The following is a 24,713-nucleotide window of genomic DNA, read 5'->3' on the forward strand; positions in this document are numbered from 1 at the left end:
CCAACACAATTAAGAATTCTTAAATTTTATATTTCTCAAGTAGCTGATGCGCAGGATGTCCATTCGGTGTCAGCTCAATGAGTCGCTCAACAGCATCAATCGCCTCTGGGTAACGTGCGACATGTTTAAACAACATATCGGTTTCATTGGCTTTAAAAATCGCACTGCTTAAACGTGACTCCAAACAGTCGCGCCATGCACATAGAAATGGACTTTCCGTTTTAGGCAGTAAAACACCTGAACAAAGTTTTAACGCGGTTTCGATATATGCAGCATCTAAGGCTTGCTCGGCTTGTAAAAAATCGGCCTCGATATGCGCCAAAATTCGATAGGGACGAGATCCCAACATACCACCGAGCAAGTCACGCAGTTGTGACATTTCGGCCTTAAGTGTTCCCACACTTACCTTGCGCTCACCATATAAGGCCTGATGCAAAGTGTCTAAAGTCATGCCCTGTGGGCACAGCGCTAAGATGGTCAGAATTTCAATTTGTCGCGGTGTGAGCACCATCACTTTGCCATTGAAATGTACTTGCGGCACACCAAAAGCACGGATATATAACTGTTGACGCTGATATTCTAACAGTGCCGTTTGGATGATAGATGCACAGCGCTCTGCTGCGAGTAGACCAAGGCTATTATGATTTTTCCATGTGGTGGATAAATCAATCACCCCAAGGACGTGTTTTGAGTAAGGGTCGATGATCGGCGCCGCATAACAGACCCAATCATGGATGGAGCTCATGTAGTGTTCATTTGAAAAGACACAACTGGACTGTTGCGTTTTTAAGGACAAGGCCAATGCATTGGTCCCCACCAATTCCTCTCGCCACTGCCCGCCTTCAACAAAATGTACACTTTCTGCCGCATTACGCATTTGTCTGCTGGACGCACTCCAAATAATCGTACTCCCAATATCGCCTACAGCGACCACCATCGAAGACTGTTGTGCAATATGTCTTAGTTCATCTGCGCAGTAACTCAAAGCATGTTGTAGCGCTGAACCTTGTGACATAGAACCTTCAGAAATGGGCGCAGCAAAGCGATCTTTTGGAATTTCTGCGGAGTTAGAGCGCTGCCATGAACTTGCAATACTTTTTCCCAGTTGTTCAGCTTGTACCGTCGAAATACTGCTACTGGTTCTAAGCTTTTCTATTTCTTGTCTTTTCTGTATTAAATGTTGCATTGCCATCATTCCTTATTCTCAAAACAATTCCTGATATACGTCCACTGTATTACTTGGTTGTAAACATTTGTCAAAGGCTTGTAAACCTCCTTCCTTCCAACCTTTTTCCAACCTTATATTAGTTATGCTACTTAAATATTGTACAGATGTACCTTATACCAAAGCTGTAGATGCTTTTAAAAAATCAATAAGCAAAGGAACTTCAATATGCGCTATGTAGACCCTAACCAATCTGGTTCTAAAGTAGAATTTAAAGCACAGTATGACAACTTTATTGGTGGCGAGTGGGTTGCTCCAGTAAAAGGTGAATACTTTGAAAATATCTCTCCTGTCGACGGTAAAGTTTTTACAAAAGTCCCTCGCTCATCTGTAGAAGACATCGAGCTTGCACTGGATGCTGCGCATAAAGCCAAAGAACAATGGAACAAATCTTCTCCTACTACACGTTCAAATTTACTCCTTAAAATTGCAGATCGTCTAGAACAAAATCTAGAAAAATTGGCTGTGGCTGAAACATGGGACAATGGTAAACCGATTCGTGAAACGCTCGCAGCGGACATTCCTTTAGCCATTGACCATTTCCGCTATTTCGCAGGCTGTATCCGTGCGCAAGAAGGCGGCATTTCTGAAATTGATGAAGATACTATTGCCTATCACTTCCACGAACCATTAGGCGTGGTAGGACAAATCATTCCATGGAACTTCCCAATTTTGATGGCGACATGGAAAATTGCTCCTGCACTTGCTGCGGGTAACTGTATTGTTTTAAAACCTGCTGAACAGACCCCTGCGAGCATTTTGGTTTTAATTGAACTCATTCAAGACTTACTACCACCCGGTATTTTAAACATCGTCAACGGTTATGGTGTTGAAGTGGGTCGTCCACTCGCAACCAATCCACGTATTGCTAAAATTGCATTCACTGGCTCTACTGCTGTGGGTCAAATGATCATGCAATATGCCACTGAAAACGTAATTCCTGTAACGTTGGAATTAGGTGGTAAGTCTCCAAACATCTTCTTTGAAGACATTATGGATCAAGACGATGAGTTCTTAGACAAAGCCCTTGAAGGTTTTGCCATGTTTGCACTTAACCAAGGTGAAATTTGTACATGTCCATCACGCGCTTTAGTTCAAGAAAGTATTGCAGATAAATTCCTTGAAATGGCAGTTGAACGTGTGAAACGCATTAAAACGGGTCACCCGCTCGATACAGAAACGATGATTGGTGCGCAAGCTTCACTTGAACAACAAGAGAAAATTTTGGGTTGTATCGCAACAGGTCGCGGTGAAGGTGCACAAGTACTGACAGGTGGTAGTGAGCGTAATGAAGTGGGTTCTGGTTTCTATATTGAACCAACCATTTTCAAAGGCACCAATGACATGAAAATTTTCCAAGAAGAAATTTTTGGACCTGTACTTTCTGTGGCAACATTCAAAGATTTTGACGATGCGATTAAAATTGCCAACGACACTATTTATGGTTTAGGCGCTGGTGTATGGTCACGTTCAGCACATACCTCTTACCGTGCAGGTCGTGCAATTCAAGCGGGTCGAGTTTGGACCAACTGTTACCACATCTACCCTGCACATGCCGCTTTCGGTGGTTATAAAAAGTCAGGGATTGGTCGTGAAAACCACAAAATGATGCTCGATCATTACCAACAAACTAAAAACTTACTTGTGAGCTATGCAACTAAGCCTATGGGCTTCTTCTAAGCACTTAGTCTATTCATATATAGTTCTCTATGTGTTTAGGGTGATTCGTTACCCTAAACATTTTCTCTATCAACCATCAACCATCAACCATCAACCATCAACCATCAACCATCAACCATCAAAACAATAATTCAAAACTGTGTCATATAAACATTAGACAGGACGTCTAGTCGCTTGGTACTGAAATTGCATAAATATTGCATCCATCAAGCCATCTATAAAAACTCAAGATATGGAGCTTCACATGACCGATTCTCCCATTAACAGCTCAACGACTCCACTCTCTACTTCAACTGTAAGCACATCTGACGACTATTTTGAAAAAAGGCAACTGAAACAAGGTGCTGTAGGCTGGCTATTATTAGTCGGTTTAGGCGTGGCTTATGTCATTTCTGGCGACTTTGCTGGCTGGAACTTCGGTCTTGCTCAAGGTGGCTGGGGCGGTATGTTTATCGCAACGGTTGTCGTAGCCATCATGTACTTATGCATGTGCCTGTCTATGTCTGAAATGGCCACCATGCTGCCCACTGCGGGAGGTGGCTATAGCTTTGCGCGTACCGCATTTGGCCCATTTGGTGGCTATCTCACTGGCACGGCGATTTTAATTGAATATGCCATCGCCCCTGCGGCTATCGCATGCTTTATTGGTGCCTACTGCGAGGCCTTATTTGGTGTCGGTGGATGGATCATTTATCTCATCTGCTATCTGGTTTTTATGGGTATTCATCTTAAAGGTGCAGGTGAAGCCCTCAAGATTATGTTTGTCATTACCGCCATTGCAGCCGTCGCTCTTTTTGTCTTTATCATCGCAATGGCGCCACATTTTAACAGCGCCAACTTATTTAACATTGCACCAACTGAAAATATCGGTGCAAGTAGCTTCCTACCGATGGGTTATATCGGCATTTGGGCGGCCGTACCCTATGCCATTTGGTTCTTTTTAGCGGTAGAAGGTGTACCACTAGCAGCAGAAGAAGCCAAAGATCCATCCAAATCCTTACCACGTGGTTTGATCGGTTCGATGCTAATTTTGGCCGCTTTTGCCCTACTTATTCTGTTCTTAGGTGCTGGTGCTGCTGGCGCAGAACAACTTAAAGAATCAGGCGCACCCTTAGTTGATGCACTGGTAGCCGTCTATGGTCAAAACAGTTGGTTAGGCAGTTTTGTCAATTTTGTAGGTCTGGCAGGTTTAATTGCAAGTTTCTTCTCCATCATTTATGCCTATTCACGTCAAATTTTCGCCTTATCTCGTGCGGGGTATTTACCGACCTCGTTATCACTGACCAATAAAAACAAAGCGCCTTATTTAGCGATTATTATTCCCGGCATCATTGGTTTTTTATTGTCTCTAACAGGTGAAGGTGATCTGCTCATCCTGATGGCGGTATTTGGTGCGACCATTTCTTATGTCTTGATGATGCTTTCTCACATTAAACTGCGCATCAGCCGTCCAGAATTACATCGTCCCTATAAAACCCCAGGTGGAATTGTCACCTCATCGATTGCTTTGGTATTAGCCAGTATTGCGGTGATAGCTGGTTTTGTGGTGGATCCTAAAGTTTGGTTTATGGCCGCAGGCATCTATGCGCTATTTATTGCCTACTTTATTTTCCATAGTCGCCATCGACTCGTTCAAGGTACACCTGAAGAAGAATTTGAAAGTATTCGTAAGGCCGAACAAGACTTATAGAAGGACCTATAACATGGCTTATAAAACATTGATTGGACATCAGCACTATGTGTTTAATGATTTAAAAACTTTAATGGCAAAAGCAACCCCGCTGCGCTCAGGTGATCAACTTGCAGGTGTTGCGGCGGAAAATGCCACTGAACGTGTTGCCGCACAAATGGCATTGGCCGATGTTCCATTGAAGCAGTTTTTAACTGAAGCGCTGATCAGCTATGAACAGGATGAAATAACCCGCCTGATTATCGATGAGCACCGTAGTGATTTATTTGCACCAATTTCACATTTTACCGTAGGAGACTTTCGTAACTGGCTACTCAGTGAAGATGCGACTACGCAGAAATTACAACAACTTGCGCTCGGTTTAACCCCTGAAATGGTGGCTGCGGTGAGTAAGATTATGCGCAACCAAGACCTCATCTTGGTTGCAAGTAAATGTGAAGTCATCACCCAATTTCGCAACACCATCGGATTGAAAGGTCATCTCTCGACCCGTTTACAACCGAATCATCCGACCGATGATCTCTTGGGAATATCGGCCAGTATTTTGGATGGCTTGATGTATGGCAATGGTGATGCCGTCATTGGGATTAATCCTGCAACCGATAACCTACAAAATTTATCGGAGCTGCTCAAACTACTCGATCATGTGATCCAAGAGCATCACATTCCAACCCAGTCTTGTGTACTGACGCATATCAGTTCGGGGATTCAACTGGCTGAGAAAAATGTGCCGATTGATTTAATGTTTCAATCGATTGCAGGCACACAGCGCGCCAATGAAGGTTTCGGCATTAACCTTGAATTATTACGTGAAGGCTATGAAGCAACACTGGCTCTCAAGCGTGGGACTGTGGGACAAAATGTGATGTATTTTGAAACAGGTCAAGGCAGTGCTTTATCTAGTAATGCGCATCACGGCGTAGATCAGCAAACCTTGGAAGTCCGTGCCTATGCTGTGGCTCGTAAATTCAAGCCGCTGCTAGTGAACACTGTAGTTGGGTTTATTGGCCCAGAGTATTTATACAATGGCAAACAAATTATCCGTGCAGGCTTGGAAGACCATTTTTGTGGCAAGCTCCTAGGCTTACCTATGGGCTGCGACATTTGCTATACCAACCATGCCGATGCCGACCAAAACGACATGGATGTACTACTCACCCTATTCGGTACAGCAGGTCTGAACTTTATTATGGGCATTCCGGGTTCGGATGACGTCATGCTGAATTATCAAACCACGTCGTTTCATGATGCGTTGTATCTAAGGCAACTTTTGGGCTTAAAAGCAGCACCTGAATTTGATCTGTGGTTGGCTGAACAAGGCATCTTTAAACAACAGCAGCAGCACATTCTTTGGCCTGAGCATATCCCGCCACAATTTGAAAAACTTTTGCATATATAAGGAGCAGCTTATGTCACTTGTTCCTCTAGAAAATTATCAAACTGAACAGCATCAGGATGCTTGGGAAAACTTAAAGAAATTTACCGATGCTCGTATCGCCATTGGTCGTGCTGGTTGTAGTATCCCGACCCATGAACTGCTGAAATTTCAACTGGCGCATGCGGAAGCGCAAGATGCCGTACATCAACCTTTAGATGTCGAACACTTAGTTGCGAGTCTTAATACACTAGGTTTGGATAGTCTAACGGTACACAGTCAAGCTGAAAATAAGCAAGAATACTTAAAACGTCCTGACTTAGGTCGCCTGTTAAGTGCAGCTTCACAACATGGCTTAGAGGTTTTTAAAGCCAGTAACCCGCAAAACTATGATGTCTGTATTGTGATTGGTGATGGACTATCTGCACGGGCGATTGAAGAAAATGCAGTTCCTTTTATTCAGCACCTTATCCCGCAGCTGCAAGCAGAACACTGGAGCATTGCACCGATGGTTATTGCTACTGGAAGCCGAGTCGCTTTGGGTGATCCAGTTGCAGAGTGCCTACACGCGACTATGCTCGTGATGCTAATTGGAGAAAGGCCTGGCCTAAGCTCACCTGATAGTATGGGCATTTACTATACTTGGAAAGCTGCCTCGGGCACTTTGGATGCTAAACGGAACTGTATTTCAAATGTTCGACCTGCGGGCTTAAGCATTCTTGTTGCAGTACAACGACTAATGTCTCTGATGCGTGGCTCCAAGAAACTCGGCTACTCAGGTGTAGACTTAAAAGATGAACATGAAATGGTCAGTCTAGACACGGAACATACGCCTAAGCGTTTATTTTAATTTGAAGCAAATCAGCCGTTATTTTACGGCTGATCCTAAATAATGCGTTCTATTAACTTAGGTTTTTAGCTAGCTTTATTCAGTGCTTGCTCTACAAAATGTAGACGATCTTGGCCCCAATACATTTCATCACCCACAAAGAATGTCGGTGCGCCGAAAATGCCACGTTGAATGGCCTGTTCTGTTTCAGTGATCAGTTTTTGTTTCACCACCTCCGACTGAACCATACTCATAATATCTTCTACAGAAAAGCCACTTGGTTTTAACACTTCCGCCAAGACAGCAGGTTCATTCAGATTTTGTGGTGTACCAAACATCGCATCGAATAAAAGTTTCAAAACTTGCTCAAACTTTTCTAGATGCAACAATTGAACGCCTGTCAAAATGCGCATTAGGGTTAAAGTGTTCATCGGAAAATGCGGATTCATTTGCATTGGGATATGGTAATACTCCGCCCAGCGTTGCATATCTAAGATTGAATAAGCCCCTTTGACAGGAATCTCTATCGGACTACGATTGCCTGTTGCTTTAAACACCCCGCCCAATAAAATAGGCTTATACACAATCTGAATCTCTTGCCGCTCTGCCATTTGCAGTAAACGATAGTAGGCCAAATAGCTATATGGGCTGCCCAAATCAAAATAAAATTCTACGCTTTTCATGCTTTGTCCTTTTACCACGTTTCCATCCAAGGTCTTAAATCTAACTCATGCGTCCATGCATCGCGCGGTTGCTGCGACAAATGCCAATAATTTTCTGCAATATGCACGGGATTTAATATGCCATCCTGTTCTTTGCGCGCGTACATCTCAGGAAAAGTGTCTTTAATAAAATCAGTATCAATTGCCCCATCCACCACCACGTGTGCCACATGAATATTTTTCGGACCGAGCTCACGTGCCATACTTTGGGCTAAGGCACGCAGTGCATGTTTCGCCCCGGCAAAAGCGGCAAAGTTTGCTGCACCTCTTATGCCTGCGGTTGCACCCGTGAAAATAATGCTGCCGTGCTCACGCACGACCATACGCTTTGCCACTTCACGCCCTGTCAAAAATGCACCGAAGCAAGCCATTTCCCAAATTTTAAAATATTTGCGTGCAGTTTCTTCTAAAATGCTACATGGCACATTCGCCCCAATGTTAAACACTAAAACATCGATTTCACCAATATTGGCTTCAATTTCCTCTACCAAAGCGATGACTTGATCTTCTTTACGTGCATCAGACGCAAAGCCATATGCAAGGCCACCTTCAGCTTCTATCTCTTCAATTAAGGGCTGGAGTTTTTCGGCATTTCTTCGCGTCATACAGGCGATGTATCCACCACGTGCAAAACGTTTTGCGATTTCGCCCCCTGTAGCATCTCCTGCGCCAATCACTAACGCGACTTTCTTTTTAGCATCAGTCTTTTGCAACTGCTGTTCTGGCTGTAATCCATCCATAAATCCACTCCCTTTATAAAATAACGATCGTTATCATAACGATCACTATGTTATAGTTTTTAGCATCAGTCAATTTTATTTTGATGAAACCCCTATGCGCTATAAAACAGGCTATAAAGAAGAAAAACGTCAAGAGTTGCTTAAAATCAGTGCTCAACTGGCCAAGAAGCAAGGCTTTGCCAATACAGGTGTCGACGGTTTTATGAAAGCGGCTCAAATGACCAGCGGTGCTTTTTATTCGCATTTTTCATCAAAACATGAATTATTTGAAGCACTGATCCAGTCCGAGTTACAACACAGCTTTCAAGCATGGCAAGCCAATCCGCATGACAACCTCGAAGAGTGGATTGACTTCGAACTTGAACGTTATTTAGCGCTGTCTCATGTGCAACGTCCAGATCAAGGCTGTGTTATTCCCTCTCTTGCAGCCGAAGTAGCACGTAGTAGTGAAACAACAAAACTGTGTTTTCAACAGGAAATGCTTCGTGGTCACGCACTCTTTACACAACATCTAGGCAATGAAACACAAGCTTGGGCGGTACTGTGTCAACTGGTCGGTGCAATTGTCATGGCGCGCAGCATGGCGGATGAACATCTACAAAGAGAAATTTTAAGCTCAAGCAAATGGATGATTAAAAACATGCTACAGCTCAAGTAAAATCTTGGATTGAATTTATAGTTTTTTTCTACATATTTTCTGATTTATTGCCTTCAACTTCTACGCATTTCCCTGTACATTTTTACACTTCTTTAACCCCTGTGAACGAGCCAACTATGACGACACTACCCGATACCATTTACGCGATTCAGCATCTTGCTTTTGAAGATTTGGGTGCATGGGAAGATGTGTTATATCAATTGGGTTATCGGGTACGATATTTTGAAGCCGGCAAAGATGACTTAGCTAAAGCATTGAACTACACAGGTCTAACCGTCATTTTAGGTGGGCCAATTGGGGTATATGAAACTGAAGACTACCCTTTCTTACAACAAGAAATAGACTTACTAAAAGTTCGTTTAGAAAAGAATTTACCCACTTTAGGCATTTGCTTAGGTGCACAGTTGATTGCACATGCACTCGGTGCAAAAGTATATGCAGGTCATAGCAAAGAAATTGGCTGGAGTCAGTTACAGCTCAATATCGTTGAACATAACCCATTACAAGCACTGGTAGGAACTGAAGTACTACATTGGCATGGAGACACCTTTGAACTCCCTGCTCAAGCTGAACTGTTGGCCAGCTCAGAAGTTTATCCCAACCAAGCTTTTCGTGTAGGCAAAACTATTCTAGGCTTACAGTTCCATCCTGAAGTCGCAGCAGACGGTTTAGAAAAATGGCTAATCGGGCATACTGCTGAACTTCGTCAAGCGAACATCAACATTCCAGCATTGCGTGCAGACAACCAACGCTGTGCAGCTCAACTAGAAAATGTTTCTGGACAAGTTTTGGCAGCATATTTAAAAACCTTGGTTTAATAATTCAGCCATAATCCGCTCAATGTATCTATTGCTCTAACTTTTAAGTTTACAACAGACATAAAAAAGCACCTCTATGAGGTGCTTTTTTGGTAGATATGGCTTATTTTGCAACAGCTTTAGGCTGTGGAACTGATGCTTCAGTGGTGATATTCACAGTAATTTTATCACCCACGTTAGGCACATATGCACCTACACCAAAAGCAGAACGGTCAAATGAAGTGGTTGCGTTGAAACCAATTGACTGTGCCTTGGTCATTGGGTGCTCACCTTGTTTATTTAACACCGCATCTAAAACGACAGGCTTTGTCACATTTTTAATGGTTAAATCACCTGTGATTTTGTATTTATTCGCGCCTACAACCTGTACTTTTGTACTTTTAAAGGTGATGGTTGGATATTTTGCTGCATCAAAGAAATCAGCCGCTTGTAAGTGTTCATCTAAAGCTTTTACGTTAGTGTTTAAGCTAGATAAAGGAATCGTTACATTCACCGATGAATTTGCAGGTTTTGCATTATCAACATTAATCACACCCTGAATGTCGCTGAAGTTTGCAGATGGCGTTGAAAAACCAAAGTGACTCCATGTGAAAACTGTTGCTGTATGTGTAGGGTCAATTTGATATGCCACAGGTTTCGCCATAGCAAATGTAGTCGCAGTTGCAACAGCCAAACCGATTGTTAAAGCTTTAAAGTTCATGTTTTTATCTCACATTGGAATACTGCTTAGTCTATAGAGTTCTACAACGAATACATCTATAAAGATAAAACGATATGTTGCAACTTTAGAACGATATAATTGTTTTTAAATGTAGCAACTTACCTACGCCCGATATTGAATGAAACCAGTCTTCTTCGCGACTTTATTATAAAGTTGCTGTGCGACCAAATTGTCCTGATGGGTAAGCCAATAAACCCGATCACATGCTCGCTTTTCGGTATGCATTTTGACGTGTTCGATTAAAGCTCTTGCAACCCCTAGCCCACGATAGTCCTCATGCGTAAATAGATCTTGCAAGTAGGCATAAGGCTTTAACGTCCAACAGCTATCATGCTCTATCACATGCACAATGCCTACAACCCGACCTGCTATAAGTGCAGCAAAACCATACATATGCTCACGCTTAGAATCAGTCAATTTATGCCACGTGTTTTCAGATATCTGCTGCAATAAATCAACCTGATAAGCTTGCCATAATACAGCCCAGATCGACTGATCGATTTCTGTCAGTGGCACAATATGAATATTTGGTACTTCCATTTTGTTTTCAAAGTACTATTTATTTTTGTAAGGCTTATATTTAAATTGAAATCATTACAAAGAAAAAGCCTTATTGAATCGCTTCAATAAGGCTTCTTTTAGACGTGACAACCATCATAGTTTTTCAATCAGAATTCGATCAATTAACTTCATACCTGTCTGCTTTTCATGGTTTTTACGACGGATCTTAATTTGCTTATCTTCTGCTAAATCTTGCAATAACAGTTCAACAGCAACCATCGCCTCCAAAGGTAGATCTGGTCCAATCCACTTCTGTTCGCCCGCATCCATCAATACAACTTCATCATGAATTTGATCGTACAAGCTCATATCATCACCTAAAATTTATGCAGCTACTTCAACAGCAGCTTGCATATTATATACGCCATTCAAAATAAAAGACGCCCCTAAACTGGAGCGTCCTTCAAACAGTCAATTTTTAAAAATTAAGCTGTCAATTCTTTTACCGCAGCAACAACTGCTTCAGTGGTAATACCGAAGTATTGGTATAAGTCTTTCGCAGGTGCAGATTCACCATAAGTCGTCATACCAATTACACGACCGTCTAAACCTACAAACTTCCACCAGTAGTCTACATGTGCTGCTTCAACAGCAACACGCGCACGAATGTTTGATGGAAGAACCGCTTCACGGTACGCTGCATCTTGCTTCACAAATTCTTCAGCACATGGCATAGACACGACACGCACACCTTCAAGTTGTGCATGCGCTTCCATTGCTAAAGATACTTCAGAACCCGTCGCAATAATAATCGCTTTTAATTCGCCTTTTTCTTCAGCCAATACATAACCACCTTTCGCTACATTTGCAATTTGTGCATCTGTACGTGTTTGGAATGGTAGGTTTTGACGAGAGAAGATCAACGCTGTTGGGCCTTCTGAACGCACAAGTGCAGATTTCCAAGACACAGCTGCTTCAACTGTGTCACATGGACGCCAAGTATTTAAGTTTGGTGTACCACGTAAAGACGCAATTTGCTCTACAGGTTGGTGCGTTGGACCATCTTCACCCAAACCAATTGAGTCATGTGTATATACATGGATTACACGTTGTTTCATCAACGCAGACATACGTACTGCATTACGCGCATATTCCATAAACATAAGGAATGTTGCAACGTAAGGAATGAAACCACCGTGAAGCGCAACACCGTTTGCAATGGCAGTCATACCAAACTCACGTACGCCATAGTGTACGTAGTTACCTGCTGGATTGTCCTGAACGCCTTGGCAACCTTTCCAAAGTGTTAAGTTAGAGCCGGCCAAGTCCGCAGAACCGCCTAATAGTTCAGGCAATAATGGACCGAAAGCTTGCAATGTGTTTTGGCTTGCTTTACGCGTAGCAATGGTTTCCGCTTTTGCATTAGTTTCTGCGATAAATGCATCTGCTTGAGCAAGGAATTCAGCAGGTAATTCACCTGAAAGGCGACGTTTCAATTCAGCTGCTTCAGTTGGATATTTTGCTGCATATTGCGCAAATAATTCATTCCAAGCCGCTTCAGAAGCCGTCCCTTTTGCTTTTGCATCCCATGCTGCATAAACGTCAGCAGGAATTTCAAATGGACCTTCAGTCCAGCCCAATGCTTCACGTGTTAATGCGATTTCGTCATTACCTAGCGGCGCACCGTGACAGTCTTCTTTACCTTGTTTGTTTGGCGAACCTAGACCAATAATCGTTTTACAGATGATGATCGTTGGTTTTTTCGTTTCAGCTTTAGCTTCTAAAGTTGCAGCACGTAGAGCATCTGTATCATGACCATCAGCTTTAAGTACTTGCCAACCGTAAGATTGGAAACGTTGCTCTGTATCGTCTGAGAACCAACCTTCTACTTCACCATCAATCGAAATACCGTTGTCATCGTAGTAAGCAATCAGTTTACCCAAACCTAGTGTACCTGCAAGTGAACATGCTTCGTGAGAAACACCTTCCATTAAACAGCCATCACCTAAGAAACAGTAAGTGAAATGGTCAACAACGCTCATCTCATCTTTGTTGAACTGCGCTGCTAAAGTTTTTTCAGCTAGAGCAAAACCAACTGCGTTTGCAATCCCCTGACCAAGCGGGCCAGTTGTCGTTTCAATACCTGGTGCATAACCTAATTCTGGGTGACCTGGCGTTTTAGAGTGCAGTTGACGGAATGCTTTTAAATCTTCAATTGATAAATCATAGCCCGTAAGGTGCAATAACGCATATTGCAACATAGAGCCATGACCATTTGATAGTACAAAACGGTCACGGTTCGCCCATTGAGGGTTAGTCGGGTTATGGTTGAAAAACTCACGCCATACCACATCAGCGATATCAGCCATCCCCATTGGCGCACCTGGATGTCCAGAGTTTGCTTTTTGCACAGCATCCATTGCCAATACACGAATTGCGTTTGCAATACGGCGTTCGTTAAGCGGGGTTGTCATAGGTCAGAGTCCAAACAAATGATTTAAAGAGTAAGATGAATAGAATTCAAAGATAGCTGTATTGTCTTAAAAAAAGAGGAATGGGTAAAGCCTAATGGACAATATTTCGCTATTTATTCATCATCAATGTCTAATAAATGCGGGCATTGCCTAAAATCACAACAATTTCACTCAGAAATGCCTCTCTCGCTTTTCTCCGGGTCAAATTCTACACGATAGAATCATCAACTTTTAAAAACAAAGCTCGGCCACCCTATTCACTAATCAGAACAAACCGTTATCCTTGAGTATCAAACACATCACAAGATACATTTGTATTTTTTACATACAATTAAACATTCATGGTGAATTTTATTCACTTTTTTAAATTATTCATGAATTATTACAGATTATCGATTATTTTCTGATGCTTATTTTGAGCATTTTTTATTTACCAACTTAACACCCAAGCCAAAAAAAACTCAAACAAACTATTGTTTTACAATTAGATATAACCAAAGCACAAAATCTCATGATACGCACCCATAAACTTTGAATCAGAACCGTTACTTTGTCGTTTCGAACTAAAAATAAACGCTATATCAATTTTTTAGATGCTTATATCAGATAAAAAGTCGTTGAATTGAAATAAATTCAGTCATTTTGGTCGTGTAGAACTGGCTCAAACGGCTAAGTCGATGTACCATATTGCGTCTTTTAAATTAACTGTGATAGGACTTATGCGCGAGTACGCTGTATTTACCTCGGAATCTGTAAGCGAAGGCCATCCAGATAAAATGGCTGACCAAATCAGTGATGCTATCTTGGATGCGATCTTAAAAGAAGACCCATATGCGCGGGTTGCTTGTGAAACGCTTGTAAAAACGGGTGCGGTAGTACTTGCAGGTGAAATCACAACAACTGCAAATGTTGACTTCGAAGCGATTGTTCGTCAAACCGTAAATGGCATTGGTTACCACCATTCTGACCTTGGTTTTGATGGTTCAACATGTGCCGTGATCAATATGATTGGTAAACAGTCACCAGAGATTGCTCAAGGTGTTGACCGTCAAAAGCCTGAAGATCAAGGTGCAGGTGACCAAGGTTTAATGTTTGGTTATGCAAGCCGTGAAACTGACGTGCTTATGCCTGCTCCAATTTCATATGCACACCGTTTAATGGAAAAGCAAGCTGAGCTACGTCGCAGTGGCGCTTTACCATGGTTACGCCCAGATGCAAAAAGCCAAGTAACTTTTGCTTATGAAAATGGCATGCCTGTTCGTTTAGACGCAGTCGTATTATCTACTCAGCACGATCCTGAAATTTCTCAAAGCAACTTAAAAGAAGCTGTGATTGAAGAAATCGTGAAAAAAGTGATTCCTGCCGAAATGTTCCATGCAGACACCAAATTCCACATCAACCCAACAGGGATGTTTGTGATTGGTGGTCCAGTGGGCGACTGTGGTTTAACAGGTCGTAAAATCATCGTAGACACTTACGGCGGTATGGCACGTCACGGTGGTGGTGCGTTCTCCGGTAAAGATCCATCTAAGGTTGACCGTTCTGCTGCATATGCAGGTCGTTATGTTGCGAAAAATATCGTAGCTGCGGGTCTTGCAGACAAATGTGAAATTCAAGTGTCTTATGCCATTGGTGTGGCTGAGCCAACGTCTATTTCGATCAATACCTTCAATACAGCAAAAGTATCTGAAGAGTTGATCATTGCGTTAGTCCGTGAACACTTCGACTTACGTCCATACGGTATCACTCGTATGCTTGACCTCATTCAACCGATGTATAAGCAAACTGCTGCTTATGGTCACTTCGGTCGTGAAGGTTCAGATACTGCATTTACTTGGGAAAAAACAGACAAAGTGGAAGCGCTTAAAGCTTCAGCTGGTCTATAAGTTTGATCCAAAAAGAAACCCGCTTAATGCGGGTTTTTTTATTTTCACTGATAGAAAATAGCCCATCAGTTCAGTCGTGAAGTCATTGAACCTCACTACTTAGGTTTGTTGTCATGATTGAGTACATCAAAGAGCGAAGTCACGGCAGCGGGTTCGCTGTTGCGGTCGGCCAAATAGACTTGTACAGATTTAACGATAATCGCTGCTGCAAGACATGCAACAATACAGAAAATCCAAAATCCAAAAGGACTTCGAATATTATGTGATCCACAGTTTGGACAGTCTTTATCTGTTGATGCGACAACTGTTTCACAACATGCGCAGTGGTATTGATAGAGCATGGCTTTACCCCCTTGTTTTTGTCCTTTCTTGTTTTTATTGTCCATCACCCTGCCTCACAGAATGTTAGATTCATTTATCTTATGTGAGTATTTGTTGAGACTCAAGCGCCATTCACCTGAAGTGATGTCAGCAACGGCTTACACTGAAAGATTAATCAATTGATTTAACGCATATTCCTGTTTATAACACCGAATCATGACAATTTCATTTTGTAACATAATAGTTTTTGAAGTATTTGCTCGAAACCATTTAGTTTTCTAGCGATTGTTTATTAGAATAAGATGCAATGATGAGGAAGAAAGAATGGTTCAGTTGATTAAAAAAGGCGGTTTACGCGAACGTGCTAACCGCAGTCGTAGCTATAAGGGCTCAGAAAATACCGAAGCGACATTGCAGCCCAACCGCTATGCGCAAAGTAAAAAAGATGAAATGTCTAGCTTGGAACAGGCTCCATCATCTAAAGAGCTTAAAAATGACTTAGATGTAGATTGCGAGAGCATCGTACCAAAGCCATAAAGCAAAAATCAGAAACAACCCGCCAGAAAAAATGTCAATATAACTTCCTGAACGCTGATATGCCGCTTTAATTTTAGGTAATGATAAAAGCAGCATCAGCAGTGCAAAAGTCATAAAAGTTTGGATTGGAATAATGACCGCAAGTTGCATTTTTAAATAAGGACTTGCACTAGAACTTAAGGCTAGTGAAAACACACTACTGAAATAAATCAGCGTTTTCGGGTTAGACAAGTTCGTCAGTAAACCTGACATGAAATAATGGTTGGCCTTGGGTGTAGTTAGTTTTTGACCATCATCTAGCAAGGCTTCTTGCTGCATTGTATTGAGGCCAGCTTTCAACATCAGCTACCCCATACGTGCAAGGAACACCCCACCAATCACCATCAATACCTGTTGAATCCATGGCATTTTTTCGATGAGTACGGTAAAACCTAACAAGGTTAAAACCACCCAAACGACGATGCCAACGGAAATACCTAAAATAGTTTTTAAAGTGTTTTTTTGTGTAGTCGAAGCTGAACTTTTGGCAATCAGCAAAACATCAGGACCGGGACTTAGCTGCGCAACAAAATGCAATGCGCAAATCGTGAAAAGCAATGACATAAAAAAGCGGCATAATTTTTAAAAAATAATTATATCGTTTGTTATATTTATTTTAAATCATAAGCACTTAAAACATTTTCATAAAGATAAAAAAAGCCGAGTTAGAACTCGGCTTTAAAATTAGGTATGAAATTATTTATTCACATCTTTCATTTCAATTTTTTTCGCCTCTGGCGTGACTTCTCGTGCTTCACCATCAATAATACTCGAGTCACGATAAGCTGAACCGCCCTGCTGTTGCTGCATTTCTTGCATCTGGCGCATGATATCTGCAAATGGGTTTTGACCTTGAGCTCCACCACCCATGCCATTCATATCCCCCATCATGCCACCCATCATTTTTTCCATCATCGCTTGCTGACGTTTCATCATCACGTTCATCAGCGCGCCCGTCATAGCTTTTTGTACTGCTGGAATAAGCAATAACACGGCAACCACATCTGTCACCAAGCCAGGAATCAACAAAAGAAAACCCGCAATGATTTTTGGCAGATTGTTTGTTAATGCAGGATCTGCACCCATCTGGCCCGCTTGCATTTGCTGCATTTGTGGCATTAAACCTGCTGAATACTTACGAATCAGGCTCGTACCAATAAAGAAAGCGGCAATAAACCAGAAGAACACGTACCACATGCTACCAACGAGGTCGCCCACGCCAATCCATACGAAGACTTCGAGAATGACACCAGCTAATATAAAAAGAAATAATTTCATGAAAATTAATCTAATCTCAACAAAATGAATAAGGTGCAAGAATCAAGTGCTCAATCTACATCAAGCTTTTTTGATACGCTTATGTAACAATATGGGCATATTTTTTTTTTTAAAGGGCAAGCATGTCATTAATTATTGGTATTGACCCCGGTTCTCGCCTCACAGGCTACGGTATTATTCAAAAAGAAGGTCAAAAACTAATTTTTGTCGATGCTGGCACCATTCGTACCGAAGCTGCTGATATGCCTGAACGGCTAAAACGTATTTTTGCAGGGATTGATCGTATTGTAAAATTTCATGGCCCAACTGAAGCCGCAGTTGAGCAAGTATTTATGGCACAAAACCCTGACTCCGCACTGAAACTGGGGCAAGCACGTGGTGCTGCTATTGCTGCACTGGTCAACCTTGACCTACAAGTTGCTGAATACACCGCACGTCAGATTAAACAGTCGGTGGTCGGTTATGGCGCTGCGGACAAAGAACAAGTACAAATAATGGTGATGAGACTCCTAAACCTGAGCATCAAACCACAGCAAGATGCAGCCGATGCTCTCGCTGCTGCTATTTGTCATGCACATGCTTCAGGCAGTATGACCAAGCTTGCTGTACTCAATGCTCTTGGCGGTATGGCGCGCGGACGCAGCCGTAGTAGCTCTCGTCGACGCTAAACGTTAAGTGACATAGTCTTTAAAGTCTTTACGCATTTCACGTACCGACGGTGCTTTTGGATAAGTTGCTATCAGCATTCTTCCCGAAATGCGTAAATTTTTCTTTTGAGCAGGATCGATACGAATAAAGACCAACTCTTCTGGCTCATTGCGGTGATTGATCTCACAAATCATAATGGTGTAGTTTTTTTCGATCACTTTATAACGACCAAATGCCTGCTGTACGATTTGTTTAAAATTTTTCTGTCCACCTGCTGGTGCAAGTTGAGTGTAAATCACCAGCAATATGCATGCACCAACTACCAAGGCCACCAGTAAGTATTTATCCATTCTTCCTCCTTTTACCATTATTCGAAGTCTTTAAATTTTAGGCTTGATCGCGTTATATCGCGTTTTCTTACTACATAATAGTTCTTATGCTATTTCAATATTCTTACTTGCAAGCATTTACTTTATTTTCTTCCATCTGAAAAGAATTAAATAATTTTAAAGAATCACGCTGAATTTTTTCCCAATGTGGCAGAAGCTCCGCATGGAAATCTATATCTAAACTACTCGTGTTAAAGCCATAATTTGGTACATGACTATTTAATTCACATGCCGTAGCGCCATCTGGATATGAATCACACGCAATGACTACACTAATGCCTTTCCCGTTTTCTTCTTTCCAGTAAATTCTTTTAGAAATATTATCTTGCTCTCCCAAATCTATTTCATAAAGTGATAAACGTGAATTAAATTTCTTCTCCGAATTAATCTCACTTATGCTCATATCTTTTCGAGCACCCATCCGTTCACTTAAATAAAATTTCAATGAAGGCGTATAATCAAAAAACGTTTTGTCGTCTCCCCACTCATCCTTCCAATCACCACGTTGTGATACAGTGAAAGCAATGTCACTAAGTTGATTTGAGGAAAGCCGAAAACCTTCTGAAGGATGCATTTCTGGCCATTTCACAAGAAATGTGGCGTTACCGATTTGATCATTACAATCTTTGGTATAATGTAGTTGACTAGCACCTTTCTCCCAATAACTAACATCTTGATATTCAACTCTCGTAAAAAATAAATATCGTCGATCTATACGCATTTTCTGATCGCCAAAACTTCCGCACTCATATGGTTGTTCTTTTAAGCTCGGTATATCACTTGGTTCCAATACACTAACAATAACGCTCAAAATGACGATAATGATTGGTGACAATAGTATAAAAATCAAAAAATGTTTTAGCTGAATAGGCTTTCTAAGAAAATCTAAAATCATAAGTCATCTTATTTAATTATTCATTTTTTTCATGTACTCCTAAAATTAACACAAAGTATTTGAGATATAGTATTTTTTATTCAAAATACCCATCATAAAAAAAGCCCATCAAATGAGATGGGCTTTTTAGCAAGGACAAATACTTACTTCATGCTTGCAAAAACTTCTTTCGCTGCTTGCAGCGTAAATTCTATATCTTCATCAGAATGGGCAGCTGAAATAAAGCCAGCTTCAAACGCAGATGGCGCAAGGTTCACACCACGGTCTAACATACCGTGGAAGAACTTACGGAATGCATCGATATCACACTTCAGCATTGAGTCGAAGCTGGTAATGTCTTCTTGATCGGTAAAGTACAAACCAAACATACCGCCGACTTGTTGCGTTTTAAAAGCAATTCCCGCTTCATCAGCTGCGGCTTGTAAACCCACAAGCAGTTTTTCTAGCTGCGCTGTCAATTTTTCATAAAAACCATCTTGGCGCAGGTGTTTAAACATCTCAATCCCTGCGCGCATTGCAAGTGGATTCCCCGACAGTGTTCCAGCTTGGTAAACTTTGCCCAGTGGCGCAATACACTCCATCACTTCTCGTTTCCCACCAAAAGCACCCACGGGTAAGCCTGCACCAATAATTTTACCCAAGGTGGTTAAATCAGGAGTCACGCCATAGTGAGCTTGCGCACCACCCAATCCAACACGGAAACCAGTCATCACTTCATCAATGATAAAAACAGAACCATGTTCATCACATACATTACGAATCGCTTGTAAGAAGCCTTCGATTGGTTTGACTAGGTTCATGTTCCCTGCCACAGGCTCCACAATCACCCCTGCAATCTCCGAACCAAACTTTGCAAAGCACTCTTTTAAAGTGGCTATATCGTTATATGGAAGAGTCAGTGTGTGTTTGGCAAAATCGGCAGGAACACCGGCTGAAGTCGCTTCGCCTTCACCGCTGGTTAACAAACCTGAACCTGCTTTGACCAACAGTGAATCTGAGTGACCGTGGTAACAGCCTTCAAATTTTACAATCTTGTCACGACCTGTATAACCACGTGCAAGACGAATGGCTGTCATGGTTGCTTCAGTACCTGAGTTGGTCATACGAACCAGCTCAATTGACGGCATAATTTCGCAAATAATGTCGGCTAAAGTTGTTTCATGTACGGTAGGCGCACCGAAGCTTAAACCATCCACAGCAGCATTTTGAACTGCTTTAATAATTTCAGGATGAGCATGACCTAAAATCATTGGTCCCCATGAGCCCACATAGTCTACATAGCGCTTACCATCCACATCGTACAAGTATGCACCTTGCGCCTTTTCAATAAAGACAGGCGTTCCGCCTACGCTATTAAATGCACGTACAGGTGAGTTCACACCACCCGGAATATGTTTGCTTGCTTGTTTAAACAATTGTTCTTGCTTTGGAGATAAGCTCATGTAGTTACTCAACTCAAAAAATAAAAAAACATCTAAAAACGCTTAAGCTTTAGATGCAAATAAATCAGCCCACTGTTCTATACGATCAGGAATCGCAGACATTGATAGCCCTAATATATCACTAATCACTGCGCAAAGGTCGGCACCAGCTTCGATCACTTCACTTGAATTTTCAACTGTTAAGCCACCAATCGCACAAATCGGCACATTCAATTTGGCTTTGGCTTCTTTTAAAGTCTCTAAGCCAATATTGCCAGCTTCTGGCTTGGTCTCAGTTGCGTAAATTGCACCAAAAGCAACGTATGTTGCACCTTCGGCAATCGCCTTTTCAGCCAGCTCAATCGAGTTCAAACACGTACGACCAATCACCGCATCTTTTGGCAGACGTGCAACAGCTTCGGCAACTTCGCCATCACCTTGCCCTAAATGTACACCAACACCGTATTTAACGGCCATTTCTAAGTCATCGTTGATCACAAAAGGAACACGATACTCAGCGCACATCGCTTTCATATACTCGACTTCGTAAGCCTGTTCTTCTTTGGGTACTTTTTTACGGCGATACTGCAAAATGGCAACTTCACGTGTTGCCATTGCACCTTCTAATTTAGCCAAAAGTAGCTCTAAAGGATCATCATTTGTAATTAAATATAAACCGCGCATTTAACTCTACCTTTGGGTTATGTCATTCTATTATAAAGCCAAAGGCGACTGATGCTTTAATGAATTGGAACTGAAAATGCTTTGCTTTGCACAAAAATCCCGCGACCAAGCTCAGGCTATGTAAAAATACCTATTTTCAGTGATAGTCGCCCCACCGCTTTCGCAGTTTAATGGATACAGAAAGCAACAAGAATAAAATAAAAATAACAACTTTATAACAAGAATAAGAGACACTCAGCGATCTGATACGGCTTTTTAGCTTTTTAAACCAGTGGTGTTTGAACAACATCATAAAAGCTAAAAAGCCGCATATTTTATTATTTAAAATCCACATAAAAAAAGCCTAGAGAAGGTCGCTCTAGGCTTGGAAAACTAAAAGCACTTTAAAGTTCAAAGCACTTATATATTATTTGATGAAAATACAATCAACGACCTCATTATTAGAACATTAACTCATACTTTGCAACTGTTAGTTTCAAGCTTTTCATAAAACTTTCATAATGAAGTCACAAAGTGCTTCACTAACTTGGAATTTTATCCAAAGCACGATCTTGTAAGCTTAAATTTCCACGTAAAACATCGGAAAACATGCGCCAGTCAGAAATAAAACTATACAAAGGCTGTTTAAAACTGGCTGGCTTATTTTTTTCAAAAACAAAATGACCTACCCACGCACAGGCATAGCCAGAGACTAAGCCGTATATAAAATAACGCGGCTTGCGTTTAAGTATGGCTTTAGAGAAAAAGTACAGTCCAATTGAACTGCCCGCGACGTGTAGCCGACGACTCATGATGTTGCGGTGCTCTGTTAGATAAAAACGATAAAACTGGTGATAGTCCTTAATCGGCAATTGAAAATTAGGTTCAGCATCGTGTTCCTGTTTCGGTTCAACCTGAGCATTCATCTGTCATCATCCTGATGGTTTTTTACCAACATAGCTGAAAATATGCAATCTGCAAAGTGCAATAGCCTCTGGACGCGCGTCTACTAAAAACAGAATTGTTTTTTGATCAATCTCATGCTGCAACTTTGTTTTATTGTGTCGTCAAGTCTTACATACTGTCTCTTTTTCGCTACAATCCAGTGGTCCCTTGGTGTGCCTTTAGTGCACATAAAAACAAACTACAGATCATGCATCTCAATACATAAAGGCTTGGCACTGACCTAGCTCCTCAAATTAGGAATCTTTCATGGTTGAAATTGAATTAAAATTTCAGATTAGCGAAACACGACGTACCGCCCTTCTTAAAGCTTTAGATCCTAAAAAATCTGAAACGATTCAACTTCAAGCCAAGTATTTTGACACTCCTGATCGCCTCTTGGCCCAACATGGTGCTGCTTTGCGTCAGCGTCTTGAAGGTGCTTGCTGGATTCAAACACTCAAAGCCGCAGGTAAAAGTCATTTACACCGTTTTGAACATAATCATCATTTGGGTGAGTTAGAGTCATCTCCTGAACTGGACTTAAGCATTTATGAAGCTATTCCAGAGGCTCAACAGATTTTAACCCAAGCTTTAGGAGTGGACGCAGCTGCGTTAAAACTCACCTTTGAAACGGACATCCAACGTACCTATCGCGTCATTGTGTTTGAAGACGCTGAAATTGAAGTCTGTTTGGATGTTGGAGTGGTTCGTGCATCTGGTCGAGAACAGACCATCCATGAGGTAGAATTCGAACTCAAATCAGGCTCTGTTCAGTCACTTTTGGCCTTTAGTTTTGAATGGGTGAAGAAGTATCAACTGTGGTTAGATGTCCGCAGCAAAGCCGAAATGGGTAATCTACTGGCACTTGAGCAAACAGTGAGTCCAGCACGTTTTGAAAAAGAGTTTGTCTTATCGAAAAAAGAAAGTGCAGCACATAACCTGAGTTTGTTGATTGGTCAGCAAATGCAGCATTTACTGCCGAATATTGCCGCAATTTCAGCAGGTGTTGCTGAGCAAAGCCATATTGATCAGGCACAAACCGCTTTAGAGCACTTACAACTGACCTTGGCATTGTTTAAGGACTGGAATAGCAATATTTCTGATAAATGGGCGATGCAACTTGCTGCATTTAAGCATCAGTTTGATCATTTACAACATTTGCAGCATATGCAAAGTACCCTAGGCGCTTTTCTTCAAAACCCAACCACTACTGAAAATCTTGCCAAAGACATTTTATATGCTCAAGAAAAGCTTGGAAATTTAGTTAAATCGACACAGAACGTACATCATTATCTTGAATTATTGACCTTTAGTTTAAGTTCACATGATCAGGTACAAAAGCAGGATTTAAAAACCTATGCACACAATACCCTGCAAAACCAATATCGACAGCTACAAGAAAGCTTAAATGCTGCAGATATTAGCCACTTTGAAAGCTTAGATGTATTGGCGCAGAAAATTAAGGAATTGAAGTTTAGTTTTCCTATTTTAACGTCAATTTATGATGTAAAAAATTTGCAGAAATACAGTAAAGCGTTGAATGATGCCCAACAAGCCGCACATGAATATCAAATCTTGGCGACTTCAGCTGCGTACATTCAACAAACGGAACTTGAAGCCAGTGATTGGTTTGTTTTGGGTTGGCTCACGGCGAAGCTTGAAGTTTATGCCGATAAACTTTTAGAAGCGACAGAACAGTTCTTAGTTAGCCGTAAATTCTTAAAATAACGCTCTGTATATGATAGCAGTCATGTTAAATACATGACTGCTATCATCCCCCACAAAGCCTGACAAGCCGCAAAACTGCGATAGAAGATCGTGATTGGTCTCTTCAAACCACTAATTTATCTATGACAAAACGGCCTATTATCAGAACAATACAGGCTTTATATTCATTTTTATTCTTAAAAAGTAAGCCTATACATTCCTACTCAATGTAGATTTATTATCACTTCGATGTAACCATCTGTACTTATTAACTCTGCATATTTCTAACCACTATCTTCATTTTAAAGTGACATCTAGCACACTATTTCTGCTCTTTTAGCTTATACCTATTCAAAACTGGTCTTTTTTTACTCAATTTAGCATATAGTAAAACCTAGGTTGTCATGAGTCAGGGCTATGCAAGAGATTGAGTTTAAGTTTCAAGTTCCAGTTAAGAAGCGTAAGGCCTTGCAAAAAGCTTTTACACTACTCAAGGCTGAGCCGATTCATTTAGCAGCCCAATACTTTGATACAGCGGATTAAAGTATTGC

25 protein-coding genes and 1 pseudogene are annotated in these 24,713 nt (G+C 41.4%); 11 read left to right on the top strand and 15 right to left on the bottom strand.

Annotated elements, in window-relative coordinates:
- Positions 1 to 19: 19 nt before the first annotated feature.
- Positions 20 to 1,195 (bottom strand): helix-turn-helix domain-containing protein, encoded by a 1,176-nt coding sequence (locus AC4CUX_RS17280; RefSeq protein WP_005401132.1) that lies wholly within the window; start codon positions 1,193 to 1,195, stop codon positions 20 to 22.
- Positions 1,196 to 1,393: 198 nt separating this feature from the next.
- Here AC4CUX_RS17280 and exaC point away from each other — a divergent pair, with 198 nt between their 5' ends.
- The 4 genes from exaC to eutC all read left to right on the top strand — a co-directional run bounded on the left by exaC (position 1,394) and on the right by eutC (position 6,820).
- A complete protein-coding gene (gene exaC / locus AC4CUX_RS17285) occupies positions 1,394 to 2,905 on the top strand; it encodes an acetaldehyde dehydrogenase ExaC (protein WP_005401131.1) in 1,512 nt (503 codons plus the stop codon).
- 244 nt (positions 2,906 to 3,149) lie between these two features.
- Positions 3,150 to 4,595: an ethanolamine permease gene (eat, locus tag AC4CUX_RS17290; RefSeq protein WP_005401130.1), complete on the top strand. Its 1,446-nt coding sequence runs from the start codon at positions 3,150 to 3,152 to the stop codon at positions 4,593 to 4,595.
- Between the two features lie 13 nt (positions 4,596 to 4,608).
- Positions 4,609 to 5,994 carry an ethanolamine ammonia-lyase subunit EutB gene (locus tag AC4CUX_RS17295; RefSeq protein WP_005401129.1) on the top strand — a complete coding sequence of 462 codons (1,386 nt, stop codon included), beginning with the start codon at positions 4,609 to 4,611 and terminating at the stop codon, positions 5,992 to 5,994.
- 10 nt (positions 5,995 to 6,004) lie between these two features.
- Positions 6,005 to 6,820, top strand: a complete 816-nt coding sequence (gene eutC, locus AC4CUX_RS17300) for an ethanolamine ammonia-lyase subunit EutC (RefSeq protein ID WP_005401128.1) — start codon at positions 6,005 to 6,007, stop codon at positions 6,818 to 6,820.
- A 65-nt stretch (positions 6,821 to 6,885) separates the two neighbouring features.
- Here eutC and AC4CUX_RS17305 read toward each other — a convergent pair whose 3' ends face one another.
- Together AC4CUX_RS17305 and AC4CUX_RS17310 are read right to left on the bottom strand one after the other, a co-directional pair.
- A complete protein-coding gene (locus tag AC4CUX_RS17305; protein ID WP_005401127.1) occupies positions 6,886 to 7,482 on the bottom strand; it encodes a 2-hydroxychromene-2-carboxylate isomerase in 597 nt (198 codons plus the stop codon).
- Between the two features lie 11 nt (positions 7,483 to 7,493).
- The gene (locus tag AC4CUX_RS17310; protein ID WP_039890424.1) at positions 7,494 to 8,261 is read right to left on the bottom strand and encodes an SDR family oxidoreductase; all 768 of its coding nucleotides are present in this window, start codon (positions 8,259 to 8,261) and stop codon (positions 7,494 to 7,496) included.
- Positions 8,262 to 8,355: 94 nt separating this feature from the next.
- Here AC4CUX_RS17310 and AC4CUX_RS17315 point away from each other — a divergent pair, with 94 nt between their 5' ends.
- Together AC4CUX_RS17315 and AC4CUX_RS17320 are read left to right on the top strand one after the other, a co-directional pair.
- Entirely contained in the window at positions 8,356 to 8,919 is a 564-nt protein-coding gene (locus tag AC4CUX_RS17315) for a TetR/AcrR family transcriptional regulator (RefSeq protein ID WP_005401125.1), read from the top strand.
- Positions 8,920 to 9,035: 116 nt separating this feature from the next.
- Entirely contained in the window at positions 9,036 to 9,737 is a 702-nt protein-coding gene (locus tag AC4CUX_RS17320; protein ID WP_039890422.1) for a glutamine amidotransferase, read from the top strand.
- Between the two features lie 103 nt (positions 9,738 to 9,840).
- Here AC4CUX_RS17320 and AC4CUX_RS17325 read toward each other — a convergent pair whose 3' ends face one another.
- The 4 genes from AC4CUX_RS17325 to tkt all read right to left on the bottom strand — a co-directional run bounded on the left by AC4CUX_RS17325 (position 9,841) and on the right by tkt (position 13,433).
- Positions 9,841 to 10,437 carry a YceI family protein gene (locus tag AC4CUX_RS17325; protein ID WP_005401123.1) on the bottom strand — a complete coding sequence of 199 codons (597 nt, stop codon included), beginning with the start codon at positions 10,435 to 10,437 and terminating at the stop codon, positions 9,841 to 9,843.
- Between the two features lie 123 nt (positions 10,438 to 10,560).
- Positions 10,561 to 10,998 carry a GNAT family N-acetyltransferase gene (locus tag AC4CUX_RS17330; protein WP_005401122.1) on the bottom strand — a complete coding sequence of 146 codons (438 nt, stop codon included), beginning with the start codon at positions 10,996 to 10,998 and terminating at the stop codon, positions 10,561 to 10,563.
- A gap of 114 nt (positions 10,999 to 11,112) precedes the next feature.
- Positions 11,113 to 11,328 carry a hypothetical protein gene (locus AC4CUX_RS17335; protein WP_004696769.1) on the bottom strand — a complete coding sequence of 72 codons (216 nt, stop codon included), beginning with the start codon at positions 11,326 to 11,328 and terminating at the stop codon, positions 11,113 to 11,115.
- Between the two features lie 116 nt (positions 11,329 to 11,444).
- Positions 11,445 to 13,433 (bottom strand): transketolase, encoded by a 1,989-nt coding sequence (tkt, locus tag AC4CUX_RS17340; RefSeq protein ID WP_005401121.1) that lies wholly within the window; start codon positions 13,431 to 13,433, stop codon positions 11,445 to 11,447.
- A gap of 719 nt (positions 13,434 to 14,152) precedes the next feature.
- Between tkt and metK the strand changes: the two genes are divergently transcribed.
- Positions 14,153 to 15,319 carry a methionine adenosyltransferase gene (gene metK / locus AC4CUX_RS17345; RefSeq protein WP_004984924.1) on the top strand — a complete coding sequence of 389 codons (1,167 nt, stop codon included), beginning with the start codon at positions 14,153 to 14,155 and terminating at the stop codon, positions 15,317 to 15,319.
- Positions 15,320 to 15,414: 95 nt separating this feature from the next.
- Here metK and AC4CUX_RS17350 read toward each other — a convergent pair whose 3' ends face one another.
- A complete protein-coding gene (locus AC4CUX_RS17350; RefSeq protein ID WP_005401120.1) occupies positions 15,415 to 15,660 on the bottom strand; it encodes a hypothetical protein in 246 nt (81 codons plus the stop codon).
- Between the two features lie 304 nt (positions 15,661 to 15,964).
- Here AC4CUX_RS17350 and AC4CUX_RS17355 point away from each other — a divergent pair, with 304 nt between their 5' ends.
- The gene (locus tag AC4CUX_RS17355; protein ID WP_005401119.1) at positions 15,965 to 16,177 is read left to right on the top strand and encodes a hypothetical protein; all 213 of its coding nucleotides are present in this window, start codon (positions 15,965 to 15,967) and stop codon (positions 16,175 to 16,177) included.
- Here the strand turns inward: AC4CUX_RS17355 and AC4CUX_RS17360 are convergent.
- Positions 16,139 to 16,780, bottom strand: a pseudogene (locus tag AC4CUX_RS17360) (LysE family transporter). The gene AC4CUX_RS17355 and the pseudogene AC4CUX_RS17360 overlap by 39 nt on opposite strands.
- Before the next feature lie 132 nt (positions 16,781 to 16,912).
- Positions 16,913 to 17,494, bottom strand: a complete 582-nt coding sequence (locus tag AC4CUX_RS17365; protein WP_005401117.1) for an FxsA family protein — start codon at positions 17,492 to 17,494, stop codon at positions 16,913 to 16,915.
- Between the two features lie 122 nt (positions 17,495 to 17,616).
- Between AC4CUX_RS17365 and ruvC the strand changes: the two genes are divergently transcribed.
- On the top strand, positions 17,617 to 18,162 hold the full coding sequence (ruvC, locus tag AC4CUX_RS17370; protein ID WP_005401116.1) for a crossover junction endodeoxyribonuclease RuvC: 546 nt from the start codon (positions 17,617 to 17,619) through the stop codon (positions 18,160 to 18,162).
- 3 nt (positions 18,163 to 18,165) lie between these two features.
- Here ruvC and AC4CUX_RS17375 read toward each other — a convergent pair whose 3' ends face one another.
- The 5 genes from AC4CUX_RS17375 to AC4CUX_RS17395 all read right to left on the bottom strand — a co-directional run bounded on the left by AC4CUX_RS17375 (position 18,166) and on the right by AC4CUX_RS17395 (position 22,436).
- Positions 18,166 to 18,492, bottom strand: a complete 327-nt coding sequence (locus AC4CUX_RS17375; RefSeq protein WP_010326887.1) for a hypothetical protein — start codon at positions 18,490 to 18,492, stop codon at positions 18,166 to 18,168.
- A gap of 103 nt (positions 18,493 to 18,595) precedes the next feature.
- Entirely contained in the window at positions 18,596 to 19,426 is an 831-nt protein-coding gene (locus tag AC4CUX_RS17380; RefSeq protein WP_005401114.1) for a hypothetical protein, read from the bottom strand.
- A 143-nt stretch (positions 19,427 to 19,569) separates the two neighbouring features.
- Positions 19,570 to 20,868 carry a glutamate-1-semialdehyde 2,1-aminomutase gene (gene hemL, locus AC4CUX_RS17385; RefSeq protein WP_005401113.1) on the bottom strand — a complete coding sequence of 433 codons (1,299 nt, stop codon included), beginning with the start codon at positions 20,866 to 20,868 and terminating at the stop codon, positions 19,570 to 19,572.
- A 42-nt stretch (positions 20,869 to 20,910) separates the two neighbouring features.
- Positions 20,911 to 21,531, bottom strand: coding sequence for a thiamine phosphate synthase (gene thiE / locus AC4CUX_RS17390; protein WP_005401112.1), 621 nt, complete (start codon positions 21,529 to 21,531; stop codon positions 20,911 to 20,913).
- 521 nt (positions 21,532 to 22,052) lie between these two features.
- Entirely contained in the window at positions 22,053 to 22,436 is a 384-nt protein-coding gene (locus AC4CUX_RS17395) for an Mpo1-like protein (RefSeq protein ID WP_005401111.1), read from the bottom strand.
- Positions 22,437 to 22,722: 286 nt separating this feature from the next.
- Between AC4CUX_RS17395 and AC4CUX_RS17400 the strand changes: the two genes are divergently transcribed.
- Positions 22,723 to 24,183 (top strand): CYTH domain-containing protein, encoded by a 1,461-nt coding sequence (locus tag AC4CUX_RS17400; protein WP_005401110.1) that lies wholly within the window; start codon positions 22,723 to 22,725, stop codon positions 24,181 to 24,183.
- A 396-nt stretch (positions 24,184 to 24,579) separates the two neighbouring features.
- On the top strand, positions 24,580 to 24,705 hold the full coding sequence (locus AC4CUX_RS17405) for a hypothetical protein (protein ID WP_490792582.1): 126 nt from the start codon (positions 24,580 to 24,582) through the stop codon (positions 24,703 to 24,705).
- Positions 24,706 to 24,713: the final 8 nt, after the last annotated feature.

It is taken from the genome of Acinetobacter sp. 231_lipA, assembly GCF_058243005.1.